24 protein-coding genes are annotated in these 22,584 nt (G+C 64.7%); 6 read left to right on the forward strand and 18 right to left on the reverse strand.

The window, feature by feature from the left end:
- Window positions 1–51 precede the first annotated feature (51 nt).
- Window positions 52–954 carry a LysR family transcriptional regulator gene (locus tag EJ069_RS17520; protein ID WP_126062369.1) on the forward strand — a complete coding sequence of 301 codons (903 nt, stop codon included), beginning with the start codon at window positions 52–54 and terminating at the stop codon, window positions 952–954.
- A gap of 360 nt (window positions 955–1,314) precedes the next feature.
- Here EJ069_RS17520 and EJ069_RS17525 read toward each other — a convergent pair whose 3' ends face one another.
- From EJ069_RS17525 to EJ069_RS32790, 10 genes are all read right to left on the reverse strand, one after another.
- Window positions 1,315–2,334 carry an isopenicillin N synthase family oxygenase gene (locus EJ069_RS17525; RefSeq protein ID WP_126062370.1) on the reverse strand — a complete coding sequence of 340 codons (1,020 nt, stop codon included), beginning with the start codon at window positions 2,332–2,334 and terminating at the stop codon, window positions 1,315–1,317.
- Between the two features lie 211 nt (window positions 2,335–2,545).
- Entirely contained in the window at window positions 2,546–3,202 is a 657-nt protein-coding gene (locus tag EJ069_RS17530) for a methionine ABC transporter permease (protein WP_042638989.1), read from the reverse strand.
- Complete coding sequence (locus tag EJ069_RS17535; RefSeq protein WP_126062371.1) at window positions 3,183–4,274, reverse strand: methionine ABC transporter ATP-binding protein; 1,092 nt, start codon at window positions 4,272–4,274, stop codon at window positions 3,183–3,185. Before EJ069_RS17535 ends, EJ069_RS17530 begins: the two co-directional genes overlap by 20 nt.
- Before the next feature lie 83 nt (window positions 4,275–4,357).
- Window positions 4,358–5,209 carry a MetQ/NlpA family lipoprotein gene (locus EJ069_RS17540; RefSeq protein WP_126062372.1) on the reverse strand — a complete coding sequence of 284 codons (852 nt, stop codon included), beginning with the start codon at window positions 5,207–5,209 and terminating at the stop codon, window positions 4,358–4,360.
- A 209-nt stretch (window positions 5,210–5,418) separates the two neighbouring features.
- Window positions 5,419–6,216, reverse strand: a complete 798-nt coding sequence (locus tag EJ069_RS17545; RefSeq protein ID WP_126062373.1) for an amino acid racemase — start codon at window positions 6,214–6,216, stop codon at window positions 5,419–5,421.
- Window positions 6,213–7,550, reverse strand: coding sequence for a cation:dicarboxylase symporter family transporter (locus tag EJ069_RS17550; protein ID WP_245456155.1), 1,338 nt, complete (start codon window positions 7,548–7,550; stop codon window positions 6,213–6,215). The genes EJ069_RS17545 and EJ069_RS17550 overlap by 4 nt, the downstream gene beginning before the upstream one ends.
- A 29-nt stretch (window positions 7,551–7,579) precedes the next feature.
- Window positions 7,580–8,416 (reverse strand): transporter substrate-binding domain-containing protein, encoded by an 837-nt coding sequence (locus EJ069_RS17555; protein ID WP_189475856.1) that lies wholly within the window; start codon window positions 8,414–8,416, stop codon window positions 7,580–7,582.
- Between the two features lie 200 nt (window positions 8,417–8,616).
- Window positions 8,617–9,306 (reverse strand): SDR family NAD(P)-dependent oxidoreductase, encoded by a 690-nt coding sequence (locus EJ069_RS17560; RefSeq protein WP_126062375.1) that lies wholly within the window; start codon window positions 9,304–9,306, stop codon window positions 8,617–8,619.
- 301 nt (window positions 9,307–9,607) lie between these two features.
- Window positions 9,608–10,297: a hypothetical protein gene (locus EJ069_RS17565; RefSeq protein ID WP_126062376.1), complete on the reverse strand. Its 690-nt coding sequence runs from the start codon at window positions 10,295–10,297 to the stop codon at window positions 9,608–9,610.
- Window positions 10,298–10,513: 216 nt separating this feature from the next.
- A complete protein-coding gene (locus EJ069_RS32790; RefSeq protein ID WP_189341698.1) occupies window positions 10,514–10,666 on the reverse strand; it encodes a hypothetical protein in 153 nt (50 codons plus the stop codon).
- A gap of 64 nt (window positions 10,667–10,730) precedes the next feature.
- On the opposite strand from EJ069_RS32790, the gene EJ069_RS17570 reads away from it, so the two are divergent.
- A complete protein-coding gene (locus tag EJ069_RS17570; protein ID WP_126062377.1) occupies window positions 10,731–11,846 on the forward strand; it encodes an anhydro-N-acetylmuramic acid kinase in 1,116 nt (371 codons plus the stop codon).
- A 440-nt stretch (window positions 11,847–12,286) separates the two neighbouring features.
- Here the strand turns inward: EJ069_RS17570 and EJ069_RS17575 are convergent, their stop codons facing one another.
- On the reverse strand, window positions 12,287–12,709 hold the full coding sequence (locus tag EJ069_RS17575) for a GNAT family N-acetyltransferase (protein ID WP_126062378.1): 423 nt from the start codon (window positions 12,707–12,709) through the stop codon (window positions 12,287–12,289).
- Between the two features lie 58 nt (window positions 12,710–12,767).
- Window positions 12,768–13,952 (reverse strand): MFS transporter, encoded by a 1,185-nt coding sequence (locus EJ069_RS17580; protein ID WP_126062379.1) that lies wholly within the window; start codon window positions 13,950–13,952, stop codon window positions 12,768–12,770.
- 48 nt (window positions 13,953–14,000) lie between these two features.
- Here EJ069_RS17580 and EJ069_RS17585 point away from each other — a divergent pair, with 48 nt between their 5' ends.
- Window positions 14,001–14,540 (forward strand): Lrp/AsnC family transcriptional regulator, encoded by a 540-nt coding sequence (locus EJ069_RS17585; protein WP_126062380.1) that lies wholly within the window; start codon window positions 14,001–14,003, stop codon window positions 14,538–14,540.
- Here the strand turns inward: EJ069_RS17585 and EJ069_RS17590 are convergent.
- Window positions 14,537–15,040: a hypothetical protein gene (locus EJ069_RS17590; RefSeq protein WP_126062381.1), complete on the reverse strand. Its 504-nt coding sequence runs from the start codon at window positions 15,038–15,040 to the stop codon at window positions 14,537–14,539. The genes EJ069_RS17585 and EJ069_RS17590 overlap by 4 nt on opposite strands.
- Before the next feature lie 9 nt (window positions 15,041–15,049).
- Entirely contained in the window at window positions 15,050–15,883 is an 834-nt protein-coding gene (locus EJ069_RS17595) for a class I SAM-dependent methyltransferase (RefSeq protein ID WP_126062382.1), read from the reverse strand.
- A gap of 83 nt (window positions 15,884–15,966) precedes the next feature.
- Between EJ069_RS17595 and EJ069_RS17600 the strand changes: the two genes are divergently transcribed.
- Window positions 15,967–16,920, forward strand: coding sequence for a LysR family transcriptional regulator (locus EJ069_RS17600; protein WP_126062383.1), 954 nt, complete (start codon window positions 15,967–15,969; stop codon window positions 16,918–16,920).
- Window positions 16,921–16,938: 18 nt separating this feature from the next.
- Here the strand turns inward: EJ069_RS17600 and EJ069_RS17605 are convergent, their stop codons facing one another.
- Entirely contained in the window at window positions 16,939–18,087 is a 1,149-nt protein-coding gene (locus EJ069_RS17605) for a DJ-1/PfpI family protein (protein ID WP_126062384.1), read from the reverse strand.
- A 94-nt stretch (window positions 18,088–18,181) separates the two neighbouring features.
- Between EJ069_RS17605 and EJ069_RS17610 the strand changes: the two genes are divergently transcribed.
- On the forward strand, window positions 18,182–19,114 hold the full coding sequence (locus tag EJ069_RS17610) for a GlxA family transcriptional regulator (protein ID WP_189476508.1): 933 nt from the start codon (window positions 18,182–18,184) through the stop codon (window positions 19,112–19,114).
- 11 nt (window positions 19,115–19,125) lie between these two features.
- On the opposite strand, the gene EJ069_RS17615 is transcribed toward EJ069_RS17610, so the two are convergent.
- A complete protein-coding gene (locus EJ069_RS17615; protein ID WP_126062386.1) occupies window positions 19,126–19,974 on the reverse strand; it encodes a helix-turn-helix transcriptional regulator in 849 nt (282 codons plus the stop codon).
- A 99-nt stretch (window positions 19,975–20,073) separates the two neighbouring features.
- Between EJ069_RS17615 and EJ069_RS17620 the strand changes: the two genes are divergently transcribed.
- Window positions 20,074–20,976, forward strand: a complete 903-nt coding sequence (locus EJ069_RS17620) for an SDR family oxidoreductase (RefSeq protein ID WP_126062387.1) — start codon at window positions 20,074–20,076, stop codon at window positions 20,974–20,976.
- Between the two features lie 47 nt (window positions 20,977–21,023).
- On the opposite strand, the gene EJ069_RS17625 is transcribed toward EJ069_RS17620, so the two are convergent.
- Entirely contained in the window at window positions 21,024–21,731 is a 708-nt protein-coding gene (locus EJ069_RS17625) for a GntR family transcriptional regulator (RefSeq protein ID WP_189475859.1), read from the reverse strand.
- Window positions 21,732–21,847: 116 nt separating this feature from the next.
- Window positions 21,848–22,576 carry an aspartate/glutamate racemase family protein gene (locus tag EJ069_RS17630; RefSeq protein ID WP_126062389.1) on the reverse strand — a complete coding sequence of 243 codons (729 nt, stop codon included), beginning with the start codon at window positions 22,574–22,576 and terminating at the stop codon, window positions 21,848–21,850.
- Window positions 22,577–22,584: the final 8 nt, after the last annotated feature.

Here is a 22,584-nt window from a genome sequence, read left to right on the forward strand (position 1 = left end):
AGCCGATAAATCGCTGCTCAGGCAGAACAGTCAAAACGACAGGTTTTCAATATGGATCGCCTCGAAAGCATGGAAGTGTTCGTGAAAGCCATCGACCTCGGCTCGTTCACGGCCGCCGCGGCGGCTCTTGACCTTTCGGGGCCGATGGTCGGCAAGCATGTCCGCTTCCTTGAGGAGCGGCTCGGCGCACGGCTCATCAACCGCACCACGCGCCGGCAGAGCCTGACCGATTTCGGGCGCGCCTATTATGAGCGCTGCAGGATCGTGCTGGCGGAAGCGCAGGCGGCCGATGCGCTGGCAGCCGACCAATTGTCCGAACCGCGCGGGAAACTGCGGGTGACGATGCCCGCGCATCTCGGCCGGCACTGCGTCACGCCGATCCTGCTCGCGCTCGCGCGGCGCCATCCAACGCTGGAGCTGGACCTGTCGCTCAGCGACCGTTTCGCCGATCTCGTCGAGGATGGTTTCGATCTGGCGATCCGTACCGGCGCGCTGGATGATCGGGCTGGAATCATCGGGCGCCGAGTCGCGCGCCAGCGCATGGTCGTCTGCGCTTCGCCGTCCTATATCGAGACCTTCGGCAAGCCCACCGATCTGGAGGACCTCGCCACCCATCAGGCAATCGTCTACCGGCGGCTCGGCCATGTGTTGCAGCCATGGCTCTTCCCGCGCGATGACGGTTCCGTTGCAGAGTTCGCGCCGGTCGGTCGATTGCGTCTCGACGATCTCGATGCGATCGCCGACGCGGCGAGCGAAGGCATGGGACTGGCCTGGCTGCCATACTGGCTGGTGCGTGAGCGTGTCGAAGCGGGCAAGCTCGTCCGCGTGCTGCCTGGCCAGCCGGACTATCTCTACGATTGCCACGCCCTCTGGCTGCAGACGCCGCATCTGCCGCTGAAGGTGCGGCTGGCCATCGACGCGCTGGCGGCGGGATTGCCGAAGCTGATGAGCTAAAGCGCGTCGCGATCTTTCAGATTCGCTCCATGCGCTTTAGGTCTTTGGTTTACGCATGTCTCTATCCCGAAACCGGTTCCCACTTTCGGGAGACATGCTTTACGCCACTTTGTCGCGATCAGTATCGCCTTCGCCTGATCAAGGCATCTCTAAAGCATTTGAAAGAAAAAGGCCGGGCGCGAAAGCGGCCCGGCCAAGCATGAAGGTCATAACCTTCAGAGGGGAACATCACCCGGCGCAATGGGAGGAAAACACCGAGCGATGCAACCTATTTGGGGTCTCGGCGGCGTATTTTCCACGAACGAAATTCCAAAAAAGACCGAGATAGCGAAAAAATCTCGCTTAATCATCGGGAAGTCGTCAGCCGGCGGCCGATGCTTTTTCCAACAGATCCGCATAATGGCGCCGCGCTACGTCGGGATGTGACCTCAGCCGGCTTTTCAGCACGTTGGTTCCGACATTGCGGAACAGCGGGTTGTCCGGGTCGCTGGCCGGGCCACGCGCCTCGGCCGCCAGCTCCTCCGGCAGGTCGAGCAGCGGGATGGTGGCGTCGAGCCGGGCGCTGAAGAAGAACGGCACCGAAATCCGTTCGACGCCGGCGGGCGGCGTGACGACGCGGTGCACGGTCGCCCTGAGATAGCCGTTCGAGGCGAGTTCAAGCAGCTCGCCGATGTTGACGACCAGCGTTCGCGAGATCGGGTCGACATCGACCCAGCTGCCGTCATACTCGACCTGCAACCCCTTGTTCTCGTCCTGAAGCAAAAGGGTGAGGAAGCCGCCATCCTTATGCGCGCCGACGCCCTGGTCGTCGCCGGTCGTGTCGCGGCCGGGATAGCGCACAATCTTCATGCGGTGGTTCGGCTCGCCGCGATAAATCGCATCGAAGGCGTCCTCCGGCTGGTCGAGCGACAGCGCGAAGGCCTTGAGCAGCCTGATCGCCACATCGGTCGTCTTGGCCTGCCAGGCGAGCAACGCCGGCTTCAGATCGGGGAGCGCGGCCGGCCACTGGTTCGGGCCCTGCAGCCGCGTCCAGGCCGGCACGCCCGGCCCTTGCGCAATGGTCGCGCGTTCGACGCCGATGTCGAGCTGCTCGCGCCAGTCGGCCTTGCCCCTGGTCAGTTCACCGCCGGCGCGCGTGTAGCCGCGGAACTGCGGCGACTTCACCATTTCGATGGCGAGCTTGTCGGCTTCCGGCAAGGCGAAGAAGCCGCGCGCGGCACTCAGCACCGCGTCGATCTCCGGCTGGGTGATGCCGTGGCCGCTCAGATAGAAGAAACCGACATCGCGGGCGGCGGTGCGTAGATCAAACAAGAAAGTTCGAAGTTCGGATGGACCCTGCTCCAGGCGGTCGAGATCGAGCACCGGAATTATTCTGGGCATGGACAGGCTCCTGTTGGCGGCAACTCTATGTCTTCGGATTCCGGACAGAAAATCGCCGTGCGCTTTTCCCGGAATTGCCTTGGCGACCCGCCGCACGATGGCATGCGTGTCATTACGGGTGAAGAAAAGCGCCGACCAATCTCATTGCAAACAGAGCAAGCCAGCGCTCAATTCCCGGCTTTTGCGGCAAATTGCGTTCGGATGCCGCACATCATCCGCGATGATCCAGACGAGCGACCAGCCGGTCGCCGATCCACTGGATGCCGCAGACGAGCACGATGAGCACGATGACAACGGCGACCATGACGCTGGTTTCGAAGCGCTGATAGCCGTAGCGGATGGCGAGGTCGCCGAGACCGCCGGCGCCGATGGCGCCGGCCATGGCCGAGGCGCCGACCAGCGTCACCAGCGTCACGGTAAAGCCGGCGACGATGCCCGGCAGCGCCTCCGGCACCAGCACCTCGCGGATGATCGTCCAGCGGTTGCCGCCCATGGCGCGCGCCGCCTCGATCAACCCGTGGTCGACCTCGCGCAGCGACACTTCGGCAATGCGCGCGTAATAGGGCGTCGCCGCGATCGACAGCGGCACGATCGCCGCCCAGGTACCGATCGAGGTGCCGACGATCAGCCGCGTCACCGGGATCAGCGCCACCAGCAGGATGATGAACGGCACCGAACGGAAACCGTTGATGACGGCGCCGAGGATGCGGTTGACCCAAAGGCTTTCGGCGATGCCGCCGCGATCGGTGGCGACCAGGGCAAGGCCGAGCGGCAGGCCGAAGACAAGCGAGATCAGACCGGACGCGCCGGTCATCAGCACCGTCTCCCAGATCGAACGAAGCAGGAGTTCAAACAGGACCGGCGACATGGCCAAGCACCTCCACCCGCGCGCCGCGGTTCTTCAGGAAAGCGATAACCGCCGCCAGATGGGCTGCGTCGGCTCCAGGGACCGCCACGAACAGCGTGCCGACCGGCTCCTGCTGCACATGGTCAATGCCGCCATGCACAAGCCGGAACGCGCCGGGCACGCTGGCGCCAAGCTCGGACAGCAGCGGGCGACGCGCCGCCTCGCCGGCGACGTCGATCCGGAGGATCGTTTCCGCCCCTTCGCCCGGAACCAGCCGGCTGGCAATCTCGGGCGGCAGTTGCGGCCGGATGCCGCCGAGCAGGCTGCGGGTGATCTCCGACTTCGGATCGGCGAAGACCTGCCAGACGGCGCCCTCCTCGACGATCCGGCCGGCGTCGATCACCGCCACCCGATCGGCGATGGAGCGGATCACCTCCATCTCGTGCGTGATCAGCAGGATGGTGAGGCCGAGCCTGGAATTGATGTCCTTGAGCAGCGCCAGGATCGAGCGCGTCGTTTCCGGATCGAGCGCCGATGTCGCCTCGTCCGACAAGAGCAGCGCCGGCCGCGCGGCCAAAGCCCTGGCGATGCCGACGCGCTGCTTCTGGCCGCCCGACAGCGAAGCGGGATAGGCCTTGGCTTTCTCCGACAGGCCGACGAGTTGCAGCAGCTCGGCCGCGCGGGCCATGCGTTCGGCGCGCGGACGTCCTTCGATCTTGAGCGGCAGCGCGACATTGTCCTCGACGGTCTTGGCCGACAACAGATTGAAATGCTGGAACACCATGCCGATGCGGCGGCGCAGCGGCTGCAGCTCGCGCTCGCCGAGGCGGCTGATCTCGCGCCCCTCGATGAAGACCTCGCCGGAATCCGCTCGCTCCAGCCCGTTCAGGCAGCGGATCAGCGTCGACTTGCCGGCGCCGCTGCGGCCGATGATGCCGAGGATCTCGCCCTTCTTCACGGTCAGCGAGACGCCGTCGAGCGCCGCCGTCGCGCCGAAGCGGCGCTTCAGATCGACGAGACGGACAACGTCTTCCCGCCCGGTCGGCTCGACGCGGACCGGATCGGCAAGTCCGGCGGTGACGTGCTGGTTCATCTCTATGTCCGTTTCAGTGCCACGCAAACGCGACGGCGGTCCGCTCAACAGCGGACCGCCCATTTCTGCCAACCATGCGCCGGTCAATAGGCGCTGATCCCGGTGCCCTTGTAGACCTTGTCGAACTCGGCCTTGACCGTCTCGTTCTGGTAGGAGGCGACCAGCGTCCTCACCCAGGGCTCGTTCTCGCTTCCGATCTTGACCGCGATGAAGTTGCGGTAGGGATTGTCGGCCACCGGCTCCTGCGCGATGCGATTTTCCGGGCCGAGGCCGCTCTTCAGCGCCCAGTCGGTGTTGACGACCGCGGCGTCGAGATCGTCGACCGAGCGGCCGACGATGCCGGCGTCGAGCTCCTTGATCTCGAGCTTCTTCGGGTTGTCGGCAATGTCGGCGGTGGTCGCCAGGATGCCGGTGCCATCCTTGAGCTTGATCAGGCCTTCATGCTCCAGCACGTGCAGCGCGCGGCCTTCGTTGGACGGGTCGTTGGGCAGGCCGATGACAGCGCCTTCCGGCAGGTCGGCGACCTTGGCGTGCTTCTTCGAATAGAGCCCGATCGGCCAGACGCCGGTATAGCCGACCGGCACGATGTGATAGCCTTGCGTCTTGATCTGGTTGTCGAGATAGGGCTTGTGCTGGAAGGCGTTGGCATCGATCTCGCCGCGCTCCAGCGCTTCGTTGGGCTGGGTATAGTCGTTGAAGACAACGGTCTCGATGGTCAGCCCTTTCTTGGCCGCCTCGGCGGTGACGACTCGCCAGACATCCTCATCCTCGCCGCTGATGATGCCGACCTTGATCGCCTTCTTCTCCTCGGCGAAGGACGGCGACGGCGCGTTGAGGCCGATGACGGCCAATGTCGTGGCGAGAAGCGCCGCCAGTCCGGCGCGCCTGGTGATTGACGTAACGAGAGACTTTGAAGCGTTGCCGCGTTCGGACATGATACGTTCCTTGCGATCCTGAAATCATTTGGGCCTGGCGGGATGCGAAGCCTTGATACCAAGCATCACCAATGCTGCCCGCTCGGGCAAAGAAGCGCATTTCCTCTCAAACGGGAGGCGGAAAATATTCTCTCAAAGATTTTATGACCTGGAGCACATTAGCCGCTGGCAAGCGGATATCGACAGCGAAGCGATGGAAGCTTGCGCGCTTAGGACGCCCGCCAGGTGACACGCAAGGACGGCCGGCCGTCTGCCGGCAGCGATGAGACGGTGGGCAGGCCTCGCGCTTCCTGCACTGGGTAGCCCAATCGTTGCAGGCTGGCCCGCGCCAGCGCCGCATTGCTGTCGATGACGACCAATCCGTTCGTGTCGCCGAGGCTGGCTGCCACGACGGAAAGTTCCGTGCAGCCAAGCAGGGCGACATCTGCGCCGGCCATTTGCGCGAGATAAAGCGCGCGCTCGGTCTCGGCCGCGGCTTGCGCGATCGAACCGGCCTTGACGAGCATGATCGCGCTGTCGACGCGTTCCTGAAACTCGGCATCCTGCGGAAGGCAGAGGTCGAACCCCGCCGCCGCTATCCTGTGCTGATAGAAACCGGAAACCAGGGTGCCCCTTGTTGCAAGGTTCGCTACCCTGCCCCGGTCCAGCCCGCGCCGGATCTCCGCCACCACCGCGTCGCCGATGTGGATGATCTCGGCTGGCGAGTTCGCCGCCAGCTTGTCGTACCAATGATGGGCGGTGTTGCAGGGCATGGCGATGCAGGCAACGCCGAGCGCGTTGAGCGTTGTGACCGCGGCCTGCAGCGGCGCCAGCGGCCCGTCATGACCGGTCAGGATCGCTTCGGTCCTGTCGGGCAGCTGCGGCACGCTGAGGATGACGGAAGGCACATGCCCGTTGTCGCGCAGCGCCTCGGTCATTCGGGTGAGCTTGAAGTAGAAGTCTGCCGACGCCAGCGGCCCGAGACCGCCAATGATGCCGAGCTGCGGACGGATGGCGTCGTCGATCATCGGGCGAGCTCGGCTTCGAGCTCTTGCGCGACGGTTTCAGCGCTCTGCGCCGCCTCCCGATGGCTGGGCGCGATCATTGCCGTGCTTGCCGCCACGGTGGAGACGCTGGACAGCGTCATCAGCGTGTCCACGGCCGCGTCCACCGCGACGAACAGGGCGAATGCCGCCTCGAAGGGAAGCTTCAGATAGCCGCAAACGATGGACATCTGCGAGAGGATGAGCAGGCTGCCCATGCCGCCGGTCGTCAGCGCCAGAAGCGCGGAGACGACGCCGACAAGCAAGAGGTCCGGGATCGCCAGCTGATGGCCGTAGAGCTGGGCAATGAACAGGGCGCCGGATGTGTAGACCAGCGCCGGCCCGGTCCGCAGCAGCGCCGCCTGCAGCGGCACGAGCAGCTCGACCACCACCAGGTTGAAGCGCAGCCGTTCGCTCAAAAGATTGATGACCCAAGGCAGCGAGGCGACAGTGGAGCGCGTCGTGATGGCCACCATCAGAAGCGGCTGAAGGGTCTTGATCGTGGCCCAGTAGCTTCGCCGCGAGCGTATAGCGATGATCGCAAACGCGCAGGCGAGGAATGTCAGGCAGGAAAGGCCCATCACCAGTAGATAGCCGCCCATCAGCATCAGCGGCTTGGTGCCGGTCGACGCGGTCTGGTCGGCGATCAGGACGAAGGTTGCGAAGGGCAGTCCCCAGACGAACCAGTTGGTCAGCACCGTGCAGGCCCGATACACCGCGTTGAGCGCCTGCGACAGGCTGAGTGACGAGGGCTGCGGGATTTTCCCCATCGCCAGCCCGAAAAGCAGGCAGAACAACAGCACCTGGATGGTCTGGCCCGAGGCCAGCGCGTTGAAGACGTTGTTGGGCACCAGATCCATGAAGATCGAATGCCCGCCGTTCGGATCCCCGGTCGACGGCGGCGGCTGGAAGGGAAATGCGAGATCGGTGGAGACGCTGCCCTGCGAATTGATGAACTCGCCGAGCTCGATGCGCGACTGCGGGTTTTCGATCTGGCCAGGCTTGAGGATCAGCGAATAGGTGCCGCTCACCAGCACGGCGAGGAACGACACGACCAGCACGGCGATGCCGACCTTGCCGAGGTAGCGGACCGATTTCGGGTCCTGGACCATCGCTGTGATCGAGAAGATGACGGACGAGACGAGATAGGGCAGCACGACCATCTTGAGGAAATTCAGGTAGACCTGCGCCAAAGGGCTGATCGCATGGGCGAATGCCGGGTAGTAGAGTCCGCACAGAATCCCGGCCAGGATCATGATGATCGTCGTCAACGGCGAGCGCAGGATGCGCTTTGCCGCCAGGCGCCAATCGAGAGGCATGGGTGCGGCTGCATCCGAGACGGCCATTGTCAGGCTTTGCTCCCCTGGCGATAGCGCGCAATGATCTCGTCGGTGTTGAGGACCTGCTGGCCCCTTGCCAGATCGAGATAGAGATCGACAAAGGCGGCGAGATGCGGATTGGCCGGGCTGACGCCGACCGCGATTGTGTCGACCTTGTCGGTCAGCGTGATCGAGCGCGCGACGACAGTCATCGACGGGTCGTCGACCATCAGCTTCTTGATCTCGAAATCATCGCGATAAGCAAGGTCGATCGTGCCGTTGCGGATCGCGTCGATGACCGTGTTCCAGCCCGCGAAGCGCTGGATCGTGGCGTGCGGGAAAGTGGCCGCCGCATAAGTGGCGAAGGACGAGCCTTCGATCACACCGAGATCGCCGGAGAAATCGCGGATGATCTGTTCGGGCGGCTTGCCTTGCGTGATGCGCGCCAGGTTCACGCGATTGGCGAGCAGCCCCTGATGCAGCATGGCATAAGGGCGTGAATAGAGGATCGAGCGGCCGCGCTGAAGCGTGCGGCTGAGCTTGCCGATCGCCAGGTCCGCCTGACCGGAGGTCAGCTTTTGCACCATGCCGTCGAAGGTCACGGCGGACCGGTCGAACACGGGTTCGACGCCAAGCTCCGCGGCTATGCCGCGCGCAAGGTCCATGTCGATACCCTTGTCGCCTGAGCCGTCGGCCGGAAAGAAAGGATCGGAGGCGAAAGCCGGCATGGCGACGCGCAGCTTGTTGTCGGTCACGATGGGTTTTGGAGCGTCTTGCGCCTGGGCCGGCGTGGCCACGGCTTGCGCCTGCGCGATCAGCAGCCCTCCGCCTCCGGCTGCAAACAGCTTGCGACGTGTAAGCGGCATGCCCATTCTCAATTCGCGCAGGAGAGCCGGACAACAGATCTGACCAATCCGCAGTATGCACGCCGAAGTTAAGTAAAGGTATCTTTATTTTTCGCCTTTTTACATTACAGATCGCTAAAATGTCATCATCAAATATGCATATCTTCTAAAATAGCGCAGCCGCGGCGGGACGCGTTGTTGAAGAGTCCTGTAGTGGGTCGTCAGAACGTCTCGACCCAGGGTCTCAGCTCGACCTCGAAGCTCCAGGCGCTGCGATGCTGGCGATGGACCGCAAGGTAGGTCTCGGCGATCGCGTCGGGCGAGAGGCGGCGGTCCGGACGTTCGGGCTCCGGCGCCTGTCCGGCCGGATCGATCTGGCCGTCGATGATGAAATGCGCGACATGGATGTTCTTCGGGGAAAGCTCGCGCGCCATCGACTGCGCCAGCCCGCGCAGGCCGAATTTCGGCATGGCGAAACCAGCCGAGCCGGAAAAGCCCTTGAGGCTCGCCGTGGCGCCGGTGAACAGGATCGAGCCCGAGCCGCGCGCCAAGAGCCGGCGCACCGCCTGTTGGCCGACCAGGAAGCCGCCATAGGCACCGACGAGCAGGGCTTGCTTGACCGCTTCCGCGTCGAGTTCGGCGATCGGGCCGCGCGTGCGGCCACTGGCGTTGAAGACGGCGATTTCGAGCAGACCCGCCTTGTCGGCCGCCTCGAAGAGCCGCTCAACGGAGGCCGCGTCCGACACATCGGTTTCGATGGCCAGCGCGCCGGTTTCCTTGACCAGCGCGGCAAGCTTGTCGACATTGCGCGCGGCAAGGACAACGCGGAAGCCTTCCTTGGCCAGAAGCCGCGCCAGCGAGGCGCTTAAGCCGGAGCCGGCGCCAGCGATCAGTGCGACGTTGGCTGCCATGGCATTTCCTCCTTGCAAATCCGACCAGACGTCAGGCGATGCCGACGCCCTTTCTCCGCACAGGCTCGCGCCTTATGCAGCAAGAGGCAAGAAGGGCGTTGCTCCATTTTGGCCGTTCGGCAAAAAACTAGCGACATTGAGGGCTTGCGGCCGTCGCGAAGGGCTTGCCTGCCGGAGTGCTGAAATCACCTCAACTGCCCGACTGCGCGTCACAGTCAAGGGCGGTGTGGAGAGAGATCCAGCAACGCGCGATCGTAGGCATCCATCGCAAGGACCGCCAAGAACAAGTCCTTCGATGTCGTCATTCGCGTAAACCTTTCGAGTCGGGAAAGTGTGACAGAAGTGCGCCGATTGCTCTGCGGCTTTCAATGGGGAGTGAAGACCATCCGGGGTTTTCCATCACTGCGGGGTCATTGAGCCAACCAAGAACGGCCCCAATCCCTCCCTTCGTTACTCCGTCGTCAGTAATTTCGAGTGTAATCCGCTTAAGTATCACACCAGGACCGAAGCTCGCGGCGAGATTGTCAGGATCAACCTTCTGAACAGTTCGCGGCTCGGCGATGTCGAGGAACGTAACAAGCAAGGGATATTTTTTGCGTGGCACGTCTCGTGTCTCACGCAATGTCTCCAACTCAGCAGCCCTGTCCTTGGTGTCCTCGATCTCGGGAAGAAAGATCGTCAAAGTACGATCAAGCTCGTTCCCTAATAGTGCGAACAGGTACTTGCCCGGAGACACCTCAACAAAGGAAGCCTCTCCAATCGTCTTGCTCCCCATGCCGCCAGCGCCTTCTCCGGGCAACCATTTTGGCGTTGTCCCGGCTTTCACCGCCACTACGCTTCCGCCAGAGATGGTTCCTGTTGGCGTTTCGACCTCAAGCGTCAGCCTCTCATGCCATTCCCAATTTTTGAAGCCGAGCGCTAGCCAGCCAGCTATTCCTGTTGCCCACAGCGCTGCCGCAACAATTGCCAGTTTCAGGGCAAGCCGCGCCATCAATGGCTCCTCGCTACCGGCCCGGTTACCACCGCGAGGCTTTTCACCGTCGAGGGCGACGAGGAGAAAGATTTCAGCGCGTCGACAAGGAGGCATCGCCGATCTAACGTTTCGGGTTCCCGCGCGTCCATATTGTCGGCCCCATTTTCCCGATCGCTGTGACAGACTGCAGATGGAAATCTAAAAAGCACTTAACCTACATTTGTTGTGGCGGGCCTACGATCTTTCGACTTCTTGATGCTCTGGCTCGCATTGCTCATCTGGCACGGTTACGTCGGTTTGAGAGGCGGCGGCACTGGAAACGCTCGTTGCGGCCGTGGCAACGGCAATCGCGGCGTCAGCCATCATGCGTAGCTTGTTCATCTTCATCGAGGCGTTATCCTCCAGCCGATCCGTCCGACACGTGGTTGGACGACGATTCGGGGACAAGACCATGGAACCAATCTGGGCCGTCGGGCTGATGACCGGCACGGTGCTCGACGGCAATATCGACGTGGCGCTGATCAAGACGGATGGCGAGCGCATCGCCGACACCGGCACATACACCCTGGCCCCCTACCCGCAATCAATCCGCGCCTTGCTCGAAGAGACGCTGCGCCAGGCGCGCGCCTGGAATTTCGAGGGAGCGGAGCCGGCGATTTTTCGCGAGGCCGAGGAGGCGCTGACGCGGGCGCAGTCGGCGGCGGTCAAGGATCTGGTCGAGAGCCAGGGCATGAGCATGGCCGATATCGGCATCGTGGGCTTCCACGGCCAGACCGTGCTGCATCGCGCCCCCCAACCCGGCAAGATCGGGAGGACTCGCCAGCTCGGCGACGGCGAACTGATGGCTTCGCTGCTTGGCACCAAGGTCGCCTATGATTTCCGCTCGGCCGATGTCGCGGCGGGCGGGCAAGGCGCGCCTCTGGCCGCCGCCTATCATGCGGCGCTGCTGAAGGAGGCGGACGCCAGCGGCAATACGGCGGTGCTCAATCTCGGCGGTGTCGGCAACATCACCTGGTGGGATGGCAAGGACAGTATCGTCGCCTTCGACACCGGGCCGGCCAATGCGCCGGTCAATGATTTCATCAAGGCGAAGGGCCTCGGCGAGATGGACCGCGACGGCAGGCTGGCGGCTGCCGGCAGGGTCGATGAGGAACGGCTCGCCAGGCTCTTGCAGCATCCCTACCTGACGAAGTCCTACCCGAAATCGCTCGACCGCTTCGACTTCACCGCGGCGATGGCCGAAGGGCTCGGCGTGGAGGACGGCGCGGCGACGCTGACGGCCTTCACTGTGTCGGCCGTGGGCAAGGCGCTCGACCTGTTGCCGCGCCGGCCGAAGCGGCTGGCGGTCAGCGGCGGCGGCCGCCACAACCCGACGATGATGGCGATGCTCGAAAGCCGTGCCGGCGTCGAGGTGGTGCAGGCCGAAACGCTCGGATGGAAGGGCGACGCGGTGGAAGCGGAATGTTTTGCTTTCCTCGCCGTGCGCGTGCTGCGCGGCCTGCCGATCAGCTTTCCGAGCACCACCGGCGCGCCCGAGCCGCTGCGCGGCGGAAAGCTGGCGGGGTAGTTCCTTAACACACAGAAGTTTTGACCGGTTGGTTAGTGTGCGTTGGCAGACCCCAGGCCTTGGCGATTGGCCGAGACGCCTATTGCGGTCATCCACGGGCGGAGCAAGGAGCGAAGCGACGCGCGCAGACCCGAGGATCCATGCCGTGACTTGGAAGCGTCGCGGCGGTTCAGAAATTCTGCACCGTTGCACACTTCGGTCCAGGTAACGGAATGGATTCTAGGGTCTGCGCGCGTCGCTTCGCTCCTTGCTCCGCCCTAGAATGACGAGGTTCAGAAGCCTCCAGCTCATCGCCAACGTTTGCGCCGACTACCTTGGCGGACGTTGATAGCCTTGCCCGACAAGCCTGCAATGTTTCAAAATCACTGTGTTGAGGAACTAGTTTGTCTTGACGCAATTCCGGACGGAAAACCGCTTCACACTTTTCCTGGAATTGCTCTCTAAGACAGCTTCTTCTGCAGAAAAACGCGGCGGCGGCCGATCGGGAAATCCGGCAATTCGCCGAACGGCTGGTAGCCCTGGCGCCGATAGACCTTTTCGGCAATTGGATTGAAAGTGTCGATCCAGGCGCCATGGCAGCCGCGCGCGACAGCTTCCTGTTCGGCGGCGTCGAGCATGCCGGCGGCAATGCCTTTTCCGCGCAGCGTTTCGTCGACCCACAGCCACTGCACGTAAAGCCAGCCCCAGGCGGTGTAGCCGGATATGCCGGCAACGACGGCGTCATGCTCGTCGCGCGCGAACACAACGAGAGGCTTCCGGCCTGAGGGGCCGACGTCGCCATCATTGAAAGCGGTGAGACTTTCGCCCAGGAAAGCAAGGTCCCGCGGCAGGGGCTCGGCGGTGATCTCGAGCGTCGTCTTCATCGGCTGCGACTCCGGTTCGCAAGCCAGCCTTAGCGAAGGTGCGAACGCAGATGCAAGCCTATTGCCGGGTGGCCGACCGCCATGCTGCCGCGCCCGCCGCCACCAGCATCAATCCAGCGGCGATCAGGGCGCAGTTGGCGAAGCCGAGGCTCGTGTAGAGCGGGCCGAAGCCTGCCGTGCCGACGGTGACGGCGAGATAGGTGACCGCGCTGTTCAGTCCCATGATGGTGCCGCGCCGCGACGGATCGAGCGCGGTGAGGCGCATGACCAGCACGTTCAGCCCGAAATGGTTGGCCAAGCCCCAGACGGCGATCGTCGCGATCAACGGGCCGAAGCCGCCGCTCGCCAGCGCGATCGCGACATAGACGACGGCGACCAGCAGATAGGCGAAGGGCATGACGCGGCGGGCGCCAAGCCTGTCGATGACGCCATCGAGCAAGGCGGCCGCGCCGAAGCCGAGGCCGTAGGCGACGGCCGCCAGGCCATTGGCGCTGACCGGCTCGCCGAGGGCTTCATGGAGATGGTCGCCGAGATAGCCATAGACGCCGTAGAAGGCGGTCATGAAGGCGCCGCAGGCAATGAGCAGCGGCAGGATGCCGGGAACGGCGAGCGCGCCGAGCGGCGACGGCGCCGGGCCGCTTTTCCTGGCATCGTGCAGAGAGCTCATCGCCAGGCCGGCAACGGCTGCTGCCGCCAGCAACGCCACGGCCGCGAAGACGGCCCGCCAATGGATGAGATCGGCGAGCACCGCGGACAGCGAGACGCCGGCGACCATCGAGAGCGTCCAGCCGGTCAGCACGACACCGATGGTGCCGCTCTCGCGGCCGGGCGGCGCGATCGCGGCCGAACTGGCGTAGATCGCCGGCATGGCGATGCCGGCGGCAATGCCGGCGACGAGCTGGGCCGCCACCAGCGCCGCCACCGTCGGCGCCAACGCGCTGGCGACCAGCGCCAGGGCCAGCAGCAGCAACGCACCCTGCAACATGCGGCGCGCGCCGATGCGGTCGATATATCGGGCAAGGAAGAGCGCGCTGGCCGATGTACCGAGGCCGAAAGCGGCAGCCGCCGTCATCACCGCCGGCACACTGGCGCCGAAGTGTGCCGCTACGGCAGGCGCGATCGGTCCCAGAACCAGCGAATTAGAGCCGATGACGGCGATGCAGCCGGTCAGCAGATAGGCGGCGGCCGGAATCGGCGCGCGCGGCGCCGCGGCTATAAAAGCTGATTGATTGCTGTTCGACATATCATCATAATGGCCGAATTAAATTCCGTATCAATGGGGAATTTCCATATGGACGCAGAAACAGATGACATTCAGCGGAACAAGCAACCGGCCCGCGAGGTCGACCCGATCGACCGAAAGATATTAGGCGTTCTCGTCGAGGACGCGACCATCAGCTACGCCGATCTGGGCGAGCGCGTCGGCCTGTCGCCGCCGGCGGCGCATGAGCGGGTCAAGCGGCTGAAGCGCAGCGGCGCCATCCGCACCACCTCGGCGATCATCGATCCAAGGGCGGTGAAGAAGCCGCTGCTCGCCTTCGTGCATATCGACACCAGAGGCTGGGGCAAGACGCCGGAGCTGATGGCGGTCTCCAAATATCCGGAAGTCGAGGAGATCCACACGGTCGCCGGCGACACCTGCATGCTGCTCAAGTTGCGCACAGAGGACACGCGCGCGCTGGAGGGCCTGCTGGCCCGACTCTACGACACGCCCGGCGTCACCTCGACGCGTAGCTACGTCGTGCTGTCGACCTATCTTGAGCGCCCGGTGCAGCCCGAAATCACGGGCGAATGGCCGGCCCCCAAGCACATGGCAAATCCCATGTATTAGGCCGTTGCCGGCTGATGGCGCCTCGAACGCGCCAGCAGATAGAAGGCCGCGACATGCGTGATCATCAGCAGCGGCACGTAGATGACCGGGATCGCGTAGGTCGCGCCCAACTGACCGGCATGGCCGGGAAGGTCGAGCATGACGCCATGATAGTAGTCGCCGATAAGGTCGATCACGCCCACGACATTGAAGGCGATGACGAGGGGCCAGAAGATCGCGGGCCTTGCCACCGCGAGCAGCGCCAGCATGGCGATGAGCCCGGTCGCGAAGTCGCCATAGGCGGCGAAACTTGCGAAGCCAGGGGCAAGGTCGGGGCCGACAACGCCTGGGACGAGGAAGACCAGCCCGAAGAAGCGAAAGCTGTGCAGCGTGGCGATGGCGCGCTGCGCTTCTACCGGTTCCATCGACCTCAGCCTCGGCCAGATATAGGCGGTGAAGCAAAGCAGCCATGGCACGTAGCCGAGCCCAAGTTGGATGTTCAGAATCATCGCCGGTGACATCCGCACCTCCTATAAAGCCTTGGTGGGAACGGCTTCGAACACTGCTGTCAGAATGCCCAGCCGCCCTTGCATGAGATTGCGCCCGAGATTGGTGGTGAGTTCGGCAAAACCCTGGCCCATGACGACGCCGAGATTGAGCGAAGGCGGCGGACCGGAGGCGCGGAGTTCGGCGAACCAGGCCTTGGCGACAGCCGTGTCATCGCGGCGGACCAGCGTGCCGAAGCCGGCGGCTTCAACCGCCTCGCAAGTCGCTTCGGCGGTCAGCAGGAAGCTTTCGCCCGGTGTCTTCGCCCACGGCACTGGATAGAGCGGATCGCCGCCATTCAGCACGACATCGAAGGTGGCGAATTTTCCGCCCGGCTTCAACACGCGCCTGATCTCGCGGTAGAGCAGCGGCCGGTCGGCAATGTTCATCGCCACGTGCTGCAGAAGCGCGGCGTCGAAGCGGCCGTCCTCGAAGGGCAGCGCCAGCGCACTGCCGGTTTCGAACGACACCTTGCCGTCCTGCCCAGTTCGCGCGGTCAGATAGCGCGCGGCCTCGACGAAAGGCTCGCTGAGATCGACTCCCGTCACCTTGCAGCCATAGGTTGCCGCCAGGAAGCGGGCGGGACCGCCGACGCCCGATCCGACGTCGAGCACCGACATGCCGGCGGTGATGGCGGCAAGATTGGCGAGCTCCGCCGTCGCTGCCAGCCCGCGGGTGTGGAGTTGGTCGAGTGTCGCCAGTTGCTCGGGCTTCAACCGCTGTTCCTCCGGTCCAAAGACCGCCAGCGCGGTCTTCAATCGATCGGTCAGGCCGGTCGCGCGATAGTGATCGCGCACGCGATCGAGTTCGTCGGTCATTGCCTCTTCCCTTCAGGCTTCCAAGTCAGCAAGAGATACGACCGCTATCTGCCAGCGACTATCCGCGATAAAGTCGATGGGCCATGAAGCAGAACTTCACAATCAGGCATGGCGCGCTCGACGGCGTCGAAGCCTTCTTGAGTGTCGCGAAACATCGCAATTTCCGCAAGGCGGCGGCCGAGCTTGCGGTCACCCCGTCAGCGATCAGCCAGGCGATACGCACGCTGGAGAGGCGCATCGGCGCCGCCCTCTTCATCCGCACGACACGCAGCGTCGGTCTCACCGAAGCCGGCGAACGCTTTTTCGCGCGCGCCCGGCCGGCCTTCGAAGAATTGGTCGCCGCGAGCGAGATCGCGCGCGGCATGGGCCAGCGGCCGGCCGGGCTGTTGCGCCTCTCGGTACCGCCGGCCGTGGTGCCGGTGCTGCTGGAGCCGATGATCGCCTCCTTCTGCCAGGCCTATCCCGAGATCGAGCTGGAGATCGTCGCCAGCGGCGAGCTGGCCGATCTTGCCGCCGAAGGATTCGATGCCGGCATCCGCATGGGCGACCTGATCGCGCCCGACATGGTCGCGGTTCGCCTGACTCCGTCCTTCCCGATGGTGGTCGTCGGCAGTCCCGACTATCTGCGCCGGCGCGCGGCACCCGAGCGCATCGAGGATCTGCGCGACCATGCCTGCCTGCGCCTGCGCCGCTCCAACGGTTCGGTCGCGCCCTGGTCCTTCGTCGACGGCAACAAGGCCATCGAAGCGATCGTCTCCGGACCGCTGATCGCGCATGACTATCCGTCGTTGCTCGCCGCGGCGATCCAGGGTGTGGGGCTGGCGCAGGTGCCGAGCCCGCTCGCCGAAGCGCCGATCGCCGACGGGCGCCTGCAGGCGCTGCTCGCCCGTTTCGCGGTGACCACGCCGGGCGTTTTCCTCTACTATCCGGAACGGCACCAAGTGCTGCCGAAGTTGCGCGCTTTCATCGACCACATAAGGCAGCCGGGCGGCGTCGAGGCTCCCGCTAAGCGATCGGGCAGGCAGCGGCAAAGCTGACGCTTCAAATCCGACGGTTTACTGGGCCGGCTGTGTCCGCGGATATTCGAGCTGCATGGCGACGAAATCGGTGGTGCGCGCTCCGTAGCGCGCCGTGATATCCTCGAGCGTCCGGTCCAGCGCTTTTGCCGGCGGCGTGTCCGACATGGCTGAAACCTTCCGATCTACCGGCCAATCGCTCGCAACCTGATCGGGCAGGATGCGGATGCCGGCGCGGCTGACGACAGCGCCATCCTTCGCGGCAAAGGTGACGACGCGGGAGCGAAAGGTCCGCGACCAAGCGTCGGCCGCCAGCGCCAGCGACACCTCGTCCATGCCCGGCGTCAGCGGAATGCCGAGCTGCTCATGATTGAAGAAGGCGAGCGTGTTGCCGATCGCCGTCAGCGCGAAAGGCCGCGTGAATCTGAAGGCGCCGCTGTCGTGGCGTGCATCCCAATGGACGAGGCCGAGATCGCGGGCGACGGCCTCGGCCTTGTCGCGGCCGGCAATCGCCTCGATCAGGGTCAGCATCATCGGCATCGACGCGGTGATGCCGGTGGTGGTCGCGACATTTCGGTCGACGACGTAGCGGCGGTCGGCGACATAGCGGATCGACGGATGTTTCTGGCGCAGCTCGCTCAGCGAATACCAGTGTGTCGTCGCGCGCTTGCCATCGAGCAATCCGCTGGCGCCGACCACCGTGGCGCCGACGCAGACGCCGATCACCATGGCGCCTTTGGCCGACTGGGCCCTGATCCATTTCAACACGTCCGGATCGTCGTCGCGCATCATGGCGGGAACGATGACGTAGTCCGCGCCTTCCGGATGCTGGGCATCGAACGCCGCTGTCGTCGCATCCGGCTCGACGCGCAAGGCCGGGTGCAGTTGCACAGGTCCCGGATGCGTCGCCAGCGCGACGACATCGGCGATGTCGGCGCGGCGCAGGATGCCGTATGGCATCAGATAGTCGGTGGTCTCGGTGCCGTCATTGACGCCGATGATCGCGATCAGCGGGCGCGGCCGTTTTGGCTTGAGCGCCGCGAGCGTGGCGTCGGCCTCCTTGGCGTCGATTGCCGGCTGCACCGCGGCCAGCGATGCCGAGGGCAGCGACAGCAGCCAGGCGGCACCGGCCGTAACGAAAATCAGGAGGATGCCCAGGGCGCTCCACAACACGATACGCAGGCTCATGGCTAAATCCTTCCAACCCCAACGCTTGACCGGCAGGCTAGCTCCGATAGGTTTTGGCCGAAATGACATATATCGGGCAAAAACCGCCATGCGCATGATAGGCATCGTCATCCATCCGGGCTTCCAACTGCTCGACGTGGCCGGGCCGGCGGCAGCCTTCGAGCTGGCCGAGCACTATCAGCTCGGCAGCTACAGGCTCAGTATGCTGGCGCCGGGCGGTGGCGAGGTCGAAAGCTCGTCCGGCATGCGGCTGGCGGCCCGGCCCCTGTCCGACGCCGAGCCGCTCGACACGGCCATCATTTCCGGCGGTGAGATCATCCGCTCGATGGCCGCGGCCCAGGAGATCGTCGCCTGGCTGCGGCGTGCAAAGCTGCGCCGGACGGCAAGCGTGTGCACCGGCGCCTACCTGCTGGCGGAGGCAGGCCTGCTCGACGGGCGGTCCGCCACCACGCATTGGTGGAGCACCGACGACTTCGCCCACCGCTATCCGAAGGTGAAGCTCGACGCGGAGCGCATCTTCATCCAGGACGGCAGCGTGTGGACGTCGGCCGGGATCTCTGCCGGCATCGACCTGGCGCTGGCGCTGATCGAGGACGATCTCGGCCCCGCGATCGCGCGTCGCACCGCGCAGCAGCTCGTCGTCCACCAGCGCCGTCCAGGCGGTCAGTCGCAATTTTCCGGCCTCGTGGAATTCGGCGGACGCTCGGGTCGCTTCGTCGAACTGATCGAATGGATGCGCGACAGACTCGCCGAGACGCTGACCGTCGAGCGCCTCGCCGATCAGGCCGCGATGAGCCCGAGGAACTTCGCTCGCGCCTTCACTGCGGAGACCGGCACGACACCGGCCAAGGCGGTGGAGCGGCTGCGCCTAGAAACCGCGCGCATGGCGGTCGAGACCAGCAATGCGCCGCTCGACCGCATCGCCGAGGACAGTGGCTTCGGCGACGCCGGGCGCATGCGCCGCGCTTTCATGAGGAGCTTTGGCCAACCGCCGCAAGCGTTGAGACGCGCGGCGATGAGGGCCTGAGGAACACGCCATCAGCCAGAGCGGGACTCAATCAGTGACCGGATGCGTTCCGCATCCGCCTGCGTCGCGGGGTTGTAGACGATCATGCCGAGCTCGGGCCGGCCGTCAACGGCAAAGACCGAGAACTCCAGCTCGATCAGCCCGATCTCGGGATGCCGCAGGCGCTTCACGCCTTCGCCGTGGGGCGGAACGATATCATTGTCGCGCCACAGCGCCTCGAATTCCGGACTGATCCGGCAAAGCTCTTCGACGAGCTGGGTGATTTCCGCGCCTGCGCCGGCCCTGGTGGCATCCGCCCTGAAGGACCCGACCACGAAACGCGCGACGTTCTGCCAATCATCCTGCGCGTCGCGCACGCGCGGATTGCCGAACATCAGGCGCAGGGTGTTGCGCTGCTCGCGCGGCAGCTTGGAATAGTCGGTCAGCATCGCTGCCGCGGCCCGGTTCCAGGCCACCACATCCCATGTCGCGGTCTTGATGATCGCCGGACTGGGGTCCAAGGCATCGAGGACGCGCTGCAGGCGCGGCGTGACGCTGTCGACGTTCCTGTAACGGACCTCCGGTGGCCGGCCGAGCCCCAGCATGAACAGGTGCTCGCGTTCGGGCTCGGTCAGCATCAGCCCGGTGGCGATGCGGTTCAGCACATCGGCGGACGGCGCGCCGCCCCGCCCCTGCTCCAGCCAGGTGTACCAGGTCGGGGAGATATTGGCGCGCTGCGCCACCTCTTCGCGCCGCAGCCCCTGGGTGCGCCGGCGCCCCGTGGCGAATCCGAAGGCGGCCGGATCCAGGCGCATGCGGCGATCGCGAAGAAAGGTGCCCAGCTTGTTGGTCGTCTCTTTTTTGGCAATCTCTTGGGGCATCGCCATCCTGTTGGCAATTATACCATGATAAAGTCACTACTTTAACAGAATGAGTTATAGCGCAAATAAGGCCTCCGAACAACCACAGGAGACCCTCCCATGCGTGTATTCCTTACCGGCGCGACCGGTTTCATCGGTTCGAGAATCGTGCCTGAGCTTCTCGCCGCCGGCCATCAGGTGCTTGGCCTGACCCGCTCCGAAGCCGGCGCGCGGTCGCTTGTCGCCGCCGGCGCCGAGCCGCATCGCGGCGACCTCGAAGACCTCGACAGCCTGCGCGACGGCGCGGCGAAATCGGATGCGGTGATCCACACCGCCTTCGACCACGATTTCTCGAACTTCGTCGCGAATTGCGAGAAGGACAAGCGTGTGATCGAAGCACTGGGCGGCGCGCTGGCCGGGTCGGACCGGCTGCTCATCATCACGTCGGGTGTCGGCATGGGCTCCGCCGAACACGGACAGCCGGCGAGAGAAGACGTCTTCAACACCGACCATCCCAATCCGCGTATCTTGTCGGAACTCACCGGCGCGGCGATGGCCGAGAAGGGCGTCAAGGTGTCGGTGGTGCGCTTGCCGCAGGTGCATGACACGGTGAAGCAGGGCCTGATCACACCGCTGATCGCCCAGACACGCGCCAAGGGCGTGTCGGCCTATCTCGGCGAAGGCGGCAACCGGTGGTCGGCGGCGCATGTGCTGGATGTCGCGAAGCTCTATCGTCTGGCGCTGGACAAGCAGGAAGCCGGCGTGCGCTACAACGCCGTTGCCGAGGAAGGCATTCCGGTGCGCGAGATCGCGGAAGTGATCGGCGCCGGGCTGAACGTCCCTGTGGTCTCGCTGTCGCAGGACGAGGCTGCGGACCATTTCGGGTGGCTCGCCATGTTCGCCGGCCTCGACCTGCCGGCGTCGAGCGAATGGACGCGTGCGCATCTCGGCTGGCAGCCGACCGGACCTGGCCTGATCGCCGACCTTAAGCAGATGGACTATTCGCAAGCCGCCGCGGCCTAACGGACTCCCAGGCGGTTCGGCAGCCCGATCGAACCGCCTCCTCTCACCTAAGCGCGCAGCAGATCTGCCAGGCTGTCGGATTTTTCCACCTTGTCGGTCAGGTCGAGACCGGAGAGCAGGTCGACCAGATGGCTGTTCATCAGGGCGGCAGCGTCGGCGCTGTTGCCGCTCTCGATCGCGTCGACAAGGGCGTGATGCGCGTGCTTCTCGCAGGTTGCGTCGCGGCGCTTCCAGTAGAGCGCGATGATCAGCGAGGAGTGCGAGACAAGGTCGCGGACGAAGTTGGTGAACACCGAATGCGCGGCGATTTCGGCGATGCCGACGTGAAAGCGCGCCGACAGCATGATGGCATCGCTGTCGCGGCCGTCATGCAGCGCCTCGTGCTCCTTTTCGAGGTGGTGGCGCAATTGCACGATGTCCGACGGCACCGCCGCCTTGGCGGCAAGCGCCGCCACCTTGGGCTCGATCAGCGCCCGGGCCTCGAACACTTCCCGCGCCTCCATCTTCGACGGCTGCGCGACAAAAGCGCCGCGATTTGGCTCGAGCCGCGCCAGCCGGTCATGCGCGAGTGCCTGCAAGGCGGCTCGAACGACGGTGCGGCTCACCGAATAGATCGAGGCCAGCTCGTCTTCCGGCAGCTTGGTGCCCGGCGCGAGACGGTGGCTGATGATGGCGTCCCTCAGCCCGTAATAGATCGGCGACCAGCGCGCCGCCGGCTTATCATCGCGATCTTCTTCCCTGAGTACCGTCAACATGCTCTTCAACGCGCAGGCGCAGCCCGCCTGATTTGCCTCCATTGGTAGAGGTCGGTTCAATCTAATATGGCTTGCGCGGTGGTCAATCCCGCGCAGCCGGCCTTAAACGACGCGTCTCAGCCGGCCGGCGACAGCGGCGCGAACATGCCGGCGAACCGCTTGCCGCGCGGAGCCGCATAGCCGCCGATCTTCGATGTCTTCAAGCCGACCTTGAACAGGCTCTCAGCCAGCGTGACGGCGCAGACCACACCGTCCAGCACCGGAACCCCATGCTCCTCGGAAAGGCTGCGCGCGAGGTCGGCCATGCCGGCGCAGCCGAGCACGATCGCTTCGGCATGGTCCTCGCGAATGGCGCGCGCAATCTCCTGCGATATCCGATGTCTTGCATTCGAGCCCGGACGTTCGAGCTCGAGCACGGCGACGTCCGACGAGCGTACCTTGGCGCAGCGCGAGGCGAGGCCGTATTTCGCCAGATTGTGCTCGATCGCCGGAACCGAGCGGGCAAGCGTGGTGACGACGCTGAACTTGCCCGCGACAAGGCTCGCCATATGGAACGCCGCCTCGCCGATACCGATGACGGGCGCCTCGGTGGCGCAACGCGCGGCATCGAGGCCGGTGTCGTCGAAGCAGGCGATGACATAGGCATCGGTGGGCGCCTTGGCCATCTCGGCGATGATGCCCGGAATGGCGAAGACCTCGTCGAAATAACCTTCGATGCTCGGCGGGCCGTCGGCGGGATTGACGGCGACGATCTCTGTCGAGCCGGAGGCGACGCTTGCCGCCGCCTCGCCGATCTTGGCGGTCATCGATTGGGTAGTGTTGGGGTTGATGACGAGTATGCGCATTCCAATCA

Origin of the sequence: Mesorhizobium sp. M2A.F.Ca.ET.043.05.1.1 (assembly GCF_003952445.1) — a bacterium.
GTDB lineage: Bacteria > Pseudomonadota > Alphaproteobacteria > Rhizobiales > Rhizobiaceae > Mesorhizobium.

What these genes read in the sequence shown, in the direction of transcription:
- EJ069_RS17540 (WP_126062372.1), bottom strand. Translation starts at nt 5,209, where the DNA reads ATGTCCGAACGCGGCAACGCTTCAAAGTCTCTCGTTACGTCAATCACC.
- EJ069_RS17610 (WP_189476508.1), top strand. Translation starts at nt 18,182, where the DNA reads ATGATAGGCATCGTCATCCATCCGGGCTTCCAACTGCTCGACGTGGCC.
- EJ069_RS17570 (WP_126062377.1), top strand. Translation starts at nt 10,731, where the DNA reads ATGGAACCAATCTGGGCCGTCGGGCTGATGACCGGCACGGTGCTCGAC.
- EJ069_RS17525 (WP_126062370.1), bottom strand. Translation starts at nt 2,334, where the DNA reads ATGCCCAGAATAATTCCGGTGCTCGATCTCGACCGCCTGGAGCAGGGT.
- EJ069_RS17530 (WP_042638989.1), bottom strand. Translation starts at nt 3,202, where the DNA reads ATGTCGCCGGTCCTGTTTGAACTCCTGCTTCGTTCGATCTGGGAGACG.
- EJ069_RS17625 (WP_189475859.1), bottom strand. Translation starts at nt 21,731, where the DNA reads ATGTTGACGGTACTCAGGGAAGAAGATCGCGATGATAAGCCGGCGGCG.
- EJ069_RS17565 (WP_126062376.1), bottom strand. Translation starts at nt 10,297, where the DNA reads ATGGCGCGGCTTGCCCTGAAACTGGCAATTGTTGCGGCAGCGCTGTGG.
- EJ069_RS17545 (WP_126062373.1), bottom strand. Translation starts at nt 6,216, where the DNA reads ATGATCGACGACGCCATCCGTCCGCAGCTCGGCATCATTGGCGGTCTC.
- EJ069_RS17585 (WP_126062380.1), top strand. Translation starts at nt 14,001, where the DNA reads ATGGACGCAGAAACAGATGACATTCAGCGGAACAAGCAACCGGCCCGC.
- EJ069_RS17520 (WP_126062369.1), top strand. Translation starts at nt 52, where the DNA reads ATGGATCGCCTCGAAAGCATGGAAGTGTTCGTGAAAGCCATCGACCTC.
- EJ069_RS17535 (WP_126062371.1), bottom strand. Translation starts at nt 4,274, where the DNA reads ATGAACCAGCACGTCACCGCCGGACTTGCCGATCCGGTCCGCGTCGAG.
- EJ069_RS17630 (WP_126062389.1), bottom strand. Translation starts at nt 22,576, where the DNA reads ATGCGCATACTCGTCATCAACCCCAACACTACCCAATCGATGACCGCC.
- EJ069_RS32790 (WP_189341698.1), bottom strand. Translation starts at nt 10,666, where the DNA reads ATGAAGATGAACAAGCTACGCATGATGGCTGACGCCGCGATTGCCGTT.
- EJ069_RS17590 (WP_126062381.1), bottom strand. Translation starts at nt 15,040, where the DNA reads ATGTCACCGGCGATGATTCTGAACATCCAACTTGGGCTCGGCTACGTG.
- EJ069_RS17600 (WP_126062383.1), top strand. Translation starts at nt 15,967, where the DNA reads ATGAAGCAGAACTTCACAATCAGGCATGGCGCGCTCGACGGCGTCGAA.
- EJ069_RS17555 (WP_189475856.1), bottom strand. Translation starts at nt 8,416, where the DNA reads ATGCCGCTTACACGTCGCAAGCTGTTTGCAGCCGGAGGCGGAGGGCTG.
- EJ069_RS17575 (WP_126062378.1), bottom strand. Translation starts at nt 12,709, where the DNA reads ATGAAGACGACGCTCGAGATCACCGCCGAGCCCCTGCCGCGGGACCTT.
- EJ069_RS17605 (WP_126062384.1), bottom strand. Translation starts at nt 18,087, where the DNA reads ATGAGCCTGCGTATCGTGTTGTGGAGCGCCCTGGGCATCCTCCTGATT.
- EJ069_RS17550 (WP_245456155.1), bottom strand. Translation starts at nt 7,550, where the DNA reads ATGCCTCTCGATTGGCGCCTGGCGGCAAAGCGCATCCTGCGCTCGCCG.
- EJ069_RS17615 (WP_126062386.1), bottom strand. Translation starts at nt 19,974, where the DNA reads ATGCCCCAAGAGATTGCCAAAAAAGAGACGACCAACAAGCTGGGCACC.
- EJ069_RS17595 (WP_126062382.1), bottom strand. Translation starts at nt 15,883, where the DNA reads ATGACCGACGAACTCGATCGCGTGCGCGATCACTATCGCGCGACCGGC.
- EJ069_RS17620 (WP_126062387.1), top strand. Translation starts at nt 20,074, where the DNA reads ATGCGTGTATTCCTTACCGGCGCGACCGGTTTCATCGGTTCGAGAATC.
- EJ069_RS17580 (WP_126062379.1), bottom strand. Translation starts at nt 13,952, where the DNA reads ATGTCGAACAGCAATCAATCAGCTTTTATAGCCGCGGCGCCGCGCGCG.
- EJ069_RS17560 (WP_126062375.1), bottom strand. Translation starts at nt 9,306, where the DNA reads ATGGCAGCCAACGTCGCACTGATCGCTGGCGCCGGCTCCGGCTTAAGC.